The 2,868-nt window shown below is 66.1% G+C and carries 3 protein-coding genes; all 3 read right to left on the reverse strand.

Annotated elements, in window-relative coordinates; all coding sequences use genetic code 11:
* Positions 1-159 precede the first annotated feature (159 nt).
* Positions 160-954, reverse strand: coding sequence for a carboxylesterase (locus MJ797_RS26040; protein WP_239342269.1), 795 nt, complete (start codon positions 952-954; stop codon positions 160-162).
* Between the two features lie 57 nt (positions 955-1,011).
* Entirely contained in the window at positions 1,012-2,442 is a 1,431-nt protein-coding gene (locus tag MJ797_RS26045) for an amidase (protein ID WP_239342272.1), read from the reverse strand.
* Positions 2,439-2,868, reverse strand: a 430-nt coding sequence (locus MJ797_RS26050; RefSeq protein ID WP_239342274.1) for a hypothetical protein, incomplete at its 5' end; no start/stop codon positions are given. The genes MJ797_RS26045 and MJ797_RS26050, both read right to left, overlap by 4 nt.

Consider the following 2,868-nt stretch of genomic DNA (forward strand, 5'->3'; position numbering starts at 1 on the left):
GCTCACTGATCGAACGCCCTATCCTCGGGCGCTCTAATATGACGAAAGCCACGACGATGCCGGCAATCTGGTGTGACCGGAGACGGATGCGCGATTTTACCCGGGCTGGCCACACCGGGCGCCACCAGACATCGCCGGGCGCCAGCGGGTGCGCCCGGGCTACCGCGTCGTGTCGCTGGGATCCGGACCGCCCTGGAAAACGGGCAGCCAGGTACGCAGGAATGCCGCCGATTCAGCAAAGATGGTTTCGGCGTCGTTGTCCAACGTCGCGATATGGTAGCTGTCCGGGAGCAGCACTTCGCGGTGTTCCGCTGAGGCGATCCCGCGAAGCACGATTCCGCTGGAGAGCTCGCCGGCGGTTCCATCGGCCAGCGACCGGAAAAGCAGCAGCGGCTGCGTGACCGCCGACAACCGCGGCCGGACGTCCCGCCACAGCAGGGTCATCGACCGCACGGCCTTCAGCGACAAACGGTCATAACTTGCCCGCGGCACGTCGGGTTTCTTGACCATCGGGCCGTCGTTCCTGATCGAGGGCACGAGGTGCTGCAACACCGGCAATGCGAACAGCAGCCTGTTCGGGTTGGCGATCGAGGGATTGACCAGCACAACGGCACGCACGATGGCCGGATGCCGGGCCGCGAGCCGCAGCGCGAGGGAGCCGCCCATCGACAGGCCGGTGACCGCGACGGTCTCACAGTGCTCAGCGAGTTCGATCAGTGCCCGCTCAGCGCCGCCGTACCAGTCGGGCCACCGGGTCGAGCTGAGGTCCTGCCAGGTCGTGCCATGTCCGGGCAGCAGAGGGACGCTCACGCGGTAACCCTGCCCCAGCAGGTACCGCGCCCACGGACGCATCGACGCGGGGGAACCGCCGAACCCGTGCAGCAGGAGCACCCCCCGCGACGTCTCACCCGCGGTGAATGGCCCGACTTCATCGTCGGTCAGCTCACTGGTCATCGTCCCGCCTCACTCCCCGATCGTTGACTGCGCTTCACCGGGGCCACGCACCGCGCCTCACCAGATCTCCGGGTGTCGCCCGAGTTGCCCGGCAGCCGACTGGAGCTGGGCGGCCAGCGCTGTCAGCGTTGCCTCGTCACCGTAGCGACCACCCAACATCACGCCGATCGGCAGGCCCTGGTCGTTCCAGTGAACGGGCACGGTGACAGCCGGTAGGCCGGTGATATTGTACAACGGCGTATAAGGCATGAACGCCGTCATCCGGTCAAAGTTGGCGTTGGCGTCGGTGTCGGTGGTGAACTCCCCGATCAACGCGGGTGGTTGCGCGAGTGTCGGTGTCAGGATGACGTCGTACACCTCGAAGATCAAGTCTGTCAGCATCTGCCCGATTCCGCGGAACGTCGTCAGCGCGGCGTGCAGCTGCCTTCCGGAGACGGACCGGCCACGGTCCCGCATGTACCGCGTGAACGGTTCCAGTGACTCCTCGTCCTCTTCCTCGTCCTCGAGAGCCACCTGGGAGGCCACGACGGACCAGACTCTGCCGAAGGCGTCAGCCACCTCCTGGTCCGGGCTCATCTCCATCTCCTCCACCCGGTGCCCGGCGGCGGCAAGGAGCTCGATCGTGTGTTTGAGCGCGTCGTGACAGTCGGAATGGGCCGTCACGTCGGGCAGCATCGGCTCGGGCATCACGGCGATCGTGAGCTGGCGGGGTTCGACACCCTTGTCGAGCAGGCCGACAAGTCCGCCGGGTGCCGTTTCGGTATCCCCCGGCATCAGGCCGGACATAAGATCAAGCAGGGCTGCGGCGTCCGCGACCGTGCGCCCCAACGCGCCGTTGATCGATAGCCCCGTCACATCGTGCCCAATCGGCCCGTTGCTGACTCGGCCCCGGCTCGGTTTTATTCCAACAAGCCCGCAGGCCGAGGCTGGGATCCGTACGGAACCACCGGCGTCGGTGCCGTGCGCAATGGGCGCCATCCCCGCGGCTACGGCTGCGGCCGAGCCGCCGCTGGAACCTCCAGGGCTGTGGCGCGGGCTCCAGGGATTGCGGGTGGGCGGCCCCAGCCGGTTTTCCGTGTAGCAGGTCAGGGCGAATTCAGGGGTGTTCGTCGTTCCGAGAATCACCAAACCGGCGCTCTTCATACGGGTGACAACATGATCATCAATATCGGAAATCTCGTCGAGAAAGGCCGTCGACCCTGACGTGCGGCGAACGCCCTCGATGCGTGCCACATCCTTGACGGCCACCGGCACGCCGTGGAGCGGACCGAGAACCGTGCCGGTCCGGCGTGCCTCGGTGAGCTCGCGTTCGGCCGTGGCGGCTTGGGCGAGCGCGATTTCCTCGGTGACCGTGACAAACGCGGCGACCGTCGGGTCCAGCGTGCTGATCCTGTCCAGGTAATGGCGGACCAATTCGGTCGGGGAGAGCTCGCCGGCCCGCACAGCCCGCCCCTGCTCCAGCGCGGTAAGATCATGAACAGTACTCACAGACGCTCCGTCTCACAAGCAACAAACCGACCGGCGGACCGAGCAAGCACCGGCGGCCCCACCACCGACGAACCAGCACCCACCGCACCAGCCCCCCGGCGATGCGCCCCAATACGCCCAACAAGCACCCGCTGCCAACCTGGTTCGCCCTCTGCCAACCCAGCCTCAACCACATCCATATACCACGCCAAATCAGCAGGAATCCGCGCCGCAAACGGCTTCGCCAACAACGGCTGCTCATAACTCGGCCACATCAGCTCCGTACGCGGCAAACACGGCCGCGTACCATCCACCACCACCGGATCACACCCCATCAACCGCACATAACGCAACGCACCATTCTCCCGAGAATCCCCCACCACCAACCGAACCCGCTCCCCCAATGCCAAACCCGTCCGACCAAGCGCAAGCAACAAATGCCACGGC

This window comes from Protofrankia sp. CiP3, from assembly GCF_917627345.1.
GTDB lineage: Bacteria > Actinomycetota > Actinomycetes > Frankiales > Frankiaceae > Protofrankia.